At 68.7% G+C, this 5,914-nt stretch carries 4 protein-coding genes; 1 reads left to right on the top strand and 3 read right to left on the bottom strand.

Annotation, left to right across the window (positions count from 1 at the left end):
- Nucleotides 1–304: 304 nt before the first annotated feature.
- A complete protein-coding gene (locus tag HMPREF3115_RS12450) occupies nt 305–1,891 on the top strand; it encodes an acid phosphatase (RefSeq protein ID WP_006409099.1) in 1,587 nt (528 codons plus the stop codon).
- A gap of 159 nt (nt 1,892–2,050) precedes the next feature.
- Here the strand turns inward: HMPREF3115_RS12450 and HMPREF3115_RS12445 are convergent, their stop codons facing one another.
- The 3 genes from HMPREF3115_RS12445 to bcsA form a co-directional block, all read right to left on the bottom strand.
- Complete coding sequence (locus HMPREF3115_RS12445) at nt 2,051–2,245, bottom strand: hypothetical protein (RefSeq protein ID WP_006402166.1); 195 nt, start codon at nt 2,243–2,245, stop codon at nt 2,051–2,053.
- Nucleotides 2,227–3,783, bottom strand: coding sequence for a cellulose biosynthesis protein BcsG (bcsG, locus tag HMPREF3115_RS12440; RefSeq protein ID WP_070554586.1), 1,557 nt, complete (start codon nt 3,781–3,783; stop codon nt 2,227–2,229). Before bcsG ends, HMPREF3115_RS12445 begins: the two co-directional genes overlap by 19 nt.
- A 25-nt stretch (nt 3,784–3,808) precedes the next feature.
- The coding region (gene bcsA / locus HMPREF3115_RS12435; RefSeq protein ID WP_083302202.1) for a UDP-forming cellulose synthase catalytic subunit at nt 3,809–5,914 on the bottom strand (2,106 nt) is incomplete at its 5' end.

Here is a 5,914-nt window from a genome sequence, read left to right as displayed (position 1 = left end):
GCCAGCGCGGCGGCCAGCGCAAGCGCGCGGCCCGCGCGCCGCCACGGGCGCACGCGTGCGCCGGTTCTCGAGAGACGGAGCTTCATCGATGGATCGCAATGTCGGTTCAGGAGCGGCCGGAGTTTATGTCAGCCGCATGACCGTTCCATGACGAAGCGTCGACAGCCATTCGAAAGGACGCCTACACCAGCCTGTCAAATCGCGCCCTCAGAATGCGGGCAGCCGGACATGCCGCGCCCGCCTGCCGGGTCGCCCGGCAATCGACGCCGGTCCCCACGCGACAAGAGAGATGAGAGTACAACGGATGAACCACCACGCCTGGATTCGCTTTACGCCGATCGCCGTTGCCGCGGCGCTCGCCCTCACCGCCTGCGGCGGCGACGACGTGCAGCAGCAGGGCCTGTCGGCCGTGAAGAACGTCGTCGTCATTTACGCGGAGAACCGCAGCTTCGACAACCTGTACGGCAACTTCCCCGGCGCCAACGGGCTGCAGAACGTGACGGCCGCGAGCGCGCAGCAGAAGGACCGCAACGGCCAGCCGCTCGCGACGCTGCCGAAGATCTGGGGCGGCCTGACCGCCAAGGGCGTCACGCCGGCGGTGACCGAAGCGATGACCGAGAATCTGCCGAACGCGCCGTTCGCGATCGACGATCCGAACGGCTTCAACACGTCGATGAGCGTGACGACGCGTGACCTGTATCACCGCTTCTACGAGAACCAGATGCAGATCAACGGCGGCAAGAACGACATGTTCGCCGCGTGGGCCGATTCGGGCGGCCTCGTGATGGGCCACTACACGGCCGACGCATCGAAGCTGCCGCTGTGGAAGATCGCGCAGCAGTACACGCTCGCGGACAACTTCTTCATGGGCGCATTCGGTGGCTCGTTCCTGAACCACCAGTACCTGATCTGCGCGTGCGCGCCGTACTACGCGAACGCGGACAAGAGCCCGGCAGCCGGCTCGATCTCCGCCGTCAACGCGGACGGCAAGTCGCTGCAGCTCGCGAGCAACTCGCCGGCGTCCGCGCTTGCCGGCGCACCGAAGTTCGTGAACTCGGGCAACCTGACGCCCGACTTCTACGCGGTCAACACGATGCAGCCGCCGTATCAGCCGAGCGGCAACAAGGCGGCCGCAGGCGGCGATCCGAACCTCGCCGATCCGTCGGCCGCGACGACGCTGCCGCCGCAGACGCAGCAGAACATCGGCGATCTGCTGACCAACGCGGGCGTGTCGTGGGCCTGGTACGGCGGTGCCTGGGGGCAAGCGCTGCAGGCCGCGCAGAGCGGCACCGCGAACGTGATCTACGGCCCGAACATGACGGCGCCGAACTTCCAGCCGCACCACCAGCCGTTCAACTACTACGCAAACCAGGCGCCGGGCACCGCGAATCGCGCGCAGCACCTGCTCGACGGCGGCACCGACGGCAGCGCGTTCATCCAGGCGATCGACGCCGGCACGCTGCCGCAGGTCGCGTTCTACAAGCCGCAGGGCAACCTGAACGAGCACGCGGGCTACACCGACGTCGCGAGCGGCGACCAGCACATCGCGAACGTGATCGCGCATCTGCAGGCGAGCCCGCAGTGGAAGAACATGGTCGTCGTCGTCACCTACGACGAGAACGGCGGCTTCTGGGATCACGTCGCGCCGCCGAAGGGCGACCGCTGGGGCCCCGGCACGCGGATTCCGGCCATCATCGTGTCGCCGTACGCGAAGAAGGGTTTCGTCGATCACACGCAGTACGACACCGCGTCGATCCTGCGCTTCATCACGCGCCGCTTCTCGCTGCCGCGCCTGCCGGGCCTGCAGCAGCGCGACGATGCGCTGAAGGCGAACGGCGCGCCCGCGATGGGCGATCTGACGAACGCGCTCGAGTTGTCGCCGAACCTGTAAGCGCCGCATCGTCGCGCACCGGGCGGCCACGCGGCCGGCCCGGCGTCGCGGCGAGATCGGCGCGCCTCATGCTGCTCGGCGGCGCACATCCGCCGGGCGAGCGTTTCGCCGAATGGAACTTCGTGTCGAGTTCGCGCGAGAAGATCGGCGCGGCGCCGCTCAGCGCGCGAGCCCCATCAGCTTCGCGAGCACGGGCCAGCGCGCGAGCGCATCGACGTACGCGCGCCGCGCCTGTTCGTCTACATAGCACCCGGGATCGAACGCCGGCACGTGACGCGCGAAGCCGAGCACGTCGTTCGGTTGCGACAGGCGATCGTCGTCGATGTCGCCGCGGTTTACTGTTCGTCGATCCATACGCCGTCCGGAGTCTTGACCGCGTAGCCCGCGGCCGTCTGCATCGTCACCGTGCCCTCGTTCTCGCCGACCATCCGCGTGCGCGGCAGATCCGCCGCGTATTGCGCGAGCGTCACGCCGGGCTTGAACGGGCTGTTCGATACCAGGTTCGACAGCAGCTGCGCGAGCGCGAGGAAACTCGTCGGCTGGTCGATCACGGTCGTCGTGCCGTGATCGCCGGCAAAGCCGACGAGCCGCACGCCGACCGGCCCGTGCACGATGCGCGGCGTCGGAATCTCGCGCAGGCCCGCCACCTGGTTCCGGTCGCCGCGCAGCGCGGCGCCATGCTCGGGCACGAACACGATCACCGCGCGCCGGCCCGATTGCGCGATCAGATCGGCGAGCCGGTCGACGTCGCTCATCAGCTTCGCCGCGCGTTGCGGATACGAGTCGATGCTCGTCAGCGCGCTGCCGACCACGCGGTTGCCGTCATGTAGGCTGATCGTGTTGTAGTACAGCGCGACGGGGCCCGCGACCGAGGCGCGCTGCGCATACCAGTTCGCGAGCGTCGCGTAGTCGTCCTTGATCGCCGAGCCGTCGAACGCGTGCATCGCGACGGGCGCCGCGTCGTTCGACACGAGCGGCGCGCCCGGCACGCCGATGTTGTCGCGAATCACCTGCAGGAAGTTGTCGAAGTGGCCGTCGTGGTTCAGGAGCGACTGCACCGTGTAGCCGGCGCTCGCGAGCTGCGCGAACAGATGGCATTGCTGCGGCGCGGGCTTGTACAGATCGGCATGCGCCTCCTGTCCGCAGCTTGCGCGCAGCACGCGGATCGCGGCCGGCCCGCTGTAGCTCGCGGCCGTGCTGAAATTCGTGAACAGGTAGTCGAAGCGGCTCAGCATCGGATGATTGCGCAGCTTGGCCGCATCGAGGTCGTCCCACGACAGCGAGCAGACATGCACGACGATCACGTCGGACTGCGCCGCCGGATCGCTGCCGAGATGGCCGAACGCGACCTGCCGCTGCGACTCCTGCGTGCGGAACGTCGCGAGTGCCGCGTTGTAGTCCTCGGGCTGGCCCGCGCGCGACGCCGCCGCGCCGCCGCCCTGCGCCGTCGTCGCCTGCGCGACGCGCGTCGCCCAGCCGCTGCCCGCCTGCCACAGCGGCATCGCGATCAGGGCCGCGATCACGAACGTCGCGACGCGCAGCCAGCGGTTCACGACGAAATAGACGATCAGCGCGCCGGCCACCGTCAGCAGCAACATCGGCGGCAGCAGCCGCGGCAGAATCTCGAGCCAGTAATCGGCGCGGAACGTCGCGACCTCGCGCGCGGCCTCCGCGAGCCGTGCGAGCGGCGGCGCATGCAGTTCGCGCGCGAGCAGCGGCACGGCGATCGCGACGGCCGCGATCTGCCGCACGATGCGTGCGACGCGCGAACGCAGCGGCGCGCTCACCGCGAGCGCCAGCGCGAACACGAGATTCGCCACCCACATCGGCTGCAGATGCCCCGTCGCGAACAGCGCGAACTTCAGGATGAAATACAGATTCCAGAACGTCATCGATACCACTCCGTGATGCGCGGCATCAGTCGCGCGCGCGCTCGAGCTTCGGCGCGAGCAGCGCCTGCAGCCGCTGCGCGGTCCCCTTCCACAGCCGCACGTAGCCGTCGAGGCCGACGCGCAGCACTTCCTTCAGTCCGCGCAGCGGCGTATCGGCCGGCGCGCCTTCGTGCCAGTCGAGCCACGCGTCGGCGCGGCCGAACGTGCACTGGATCAGCAGCCGCTCCTGTTCGAGCGTCAGCGCATCGAAGCTGACGCCGACATGCGTCGGCGTCACGCGGCTCACGCGCACCGGAAACGGAAACGACCGGTCGCCGCGCGACACGCACACCTGCAGCCGGTCGCCGACCGCGAGCGACAGGCCCGGCACCGCGTCGAGCCCGAGGCCGCCCGTCGAGTAGTCGCTCGTGAAGCATGCGGCCGTCGTGCCGTCCGCGAGCAGCAGCGTGGCCGGCACGCGCATCGCGATCCGATGCGTGACGCGCACCTGCTTCGTCTCGCGCGCGACGGCGAGCGCGGCGCCGAGCATCGCGAGGTTGTACACGGTCCAGCCGAGCGTGATCAGGATCGTCGTCGCCTCGTCACCCTGCTCGGCGACGAGCCGCCATAGCCCGGCCGCGATTGCGAGCGCGTTGAGCGCGAGCAGCACGAGATAGGGCTTCGACGTCGACCAGTCGACGTAGCCTTCGTCGATTCGCCCGCCCTTGTCGGTCACGTTGAACTTGCCGTGCTTGGGGCTCAGGAACGCGACGGTCGTCGGCAGCGCGATATACCACGCAAGCACCGATTCGTAGACTTCCGCCCAGAACGAATGGCGAAAGCGTCCCTGCATCCGCGAGTTCGCGACGTTCGCGAGCACCAGATACGGGATCACGTAGCTCGCGAGCGCGAGCGCGGACGCATTGATGAAGTACAGATGAAAGAACAGGTAGGCGAACGGAATCGTCAGGAACACGAGCCGCGGAATGCCGTAGAAGAAATGCAGCATCGCGTTGCCGTAGCAGATCCGTTGCACGAAACCGAGCCCGCGCCCGAGGAACGGATTGTCGATCCGGAAGATCTGCGCCATCCCGCGCGCCCAGCGCGTGCGCTGCTTCACGTGGCCGGCCAGGCTCTCGGTCGCGAGGCCGGCCGCCTGCACGGTCGGCAGATACGCGGACGTGTAGCCGCGGCGATGCAGCTTCAGCGCGGTATGCGCATCCTCGGTCACGGTTTCGACCGCGACGCCGCCCACTTCCTCGAGCGCGCTGCGCTTGAGCACCGCGCACGAGCCGCAGAAGAACGCCGCGTTCCAGAGATCGTTGCCCGACTGCACGAGCCCGTAGAACAGGTTGCCCTCGTTCGGTACTTCGCGGAACGTGCCGAGGTTGCGCTCGAACGGATCGGGCGAGAAGAAATGATGCGGCGTCTGTACGAGCGCGCACTTCGGATCGCGCAGGAACTCGCCCATCGTCGTCTGCAGGAACGAGCGCGTCGGCACGTGATCGCAGTCGAAGATCGCGATGTACTCGCCGTGCGTCTTCGGCAGCGCGCGGTTGATGTTGCCGGCCTTCGCGTGGCGATTGTCGTCGCGCGTCAGATAGCCGATGCCGGCGTCGCGCGCGAACGCCGCGAACTCGGGGCGGCGGCCGTCGTCGAGCAGATAGACGCGCAGCTTGTCCGTCGGCCAGTCGATGCTCTGCGCGGCGAACACGGTCGGCTTCACGACCGACAGCGGCTCGTTGTAGGTCGGGATGTAGATGTCGACGCTCGGCCACGTGTCGGGATCGGCCGGCAGCGGCACGATCGGCCGGTCGAGCGGCCAGGCCGTCTGCACGAAGCCGAGCAGCAGGATCATCCACGTATACGCTTCGGCGCCGTACAGCAGATAGCCGGCGATCGCCTCGGCCGGGCCGCGGAAATCGAGCGTCTGCGTCGTGCGCCACCAGACGTAGCGCACCGCCGCGAGCAGCGCGAGCGACGCGAGCGCGAGCGTCGGCAGATGGCCCGGGACGCGGCGCAGCGCGAGCGCGAGCAGCGCGACGATCGCGAAGAACGCGAACTGCGCGCCCGGCATCAGCGGCGACATCCCGGCGGCCGCCCACAGCAGCGCGCCGGCGAGCAGCAGCAGCGGCGCAAGCCAGCGACGCCG

Source organism: Burkholderia sp. HMSC10F09 (genome assembly GCF_001806955.1).
GTDB lineage: Bacteria > Pseudomonadota > Gammaproteobacteria > Burkholderiales > Burkholderiaceae > Burkholderia > Burkholderia multivorans.
The sequence above is the reverse complement of the archived record's forward strand: the minus strand, read 5'-3'. Positions and strand labels throughout refer to the sequence as shown.

Bases quoted from the DNA above. Each gene is read 5' to 3' on its own strand.
- HMPREF3115_RS12450 (WP_006409099.1), top strand. From the start codon at position 305: ATGAACCACCACGCCTGGATTCGCTTTACGCCGATCGCCGTTGCCGCG.
- HMPREF3115_RS12445 (WP_006402166.1), bottom strand. From the start codon at position 2,245: ATGGATCGACGAACAGTAAACCGCGGCGACATCGACGACGATCGCCTG.
- bcsG (WP_070554586.1), bottom strand. From the start codon at position 3,783: ATGACGTTCTGGAATCTGTATTTCATCCTGAAGTTCGCGCTGTTCGCG.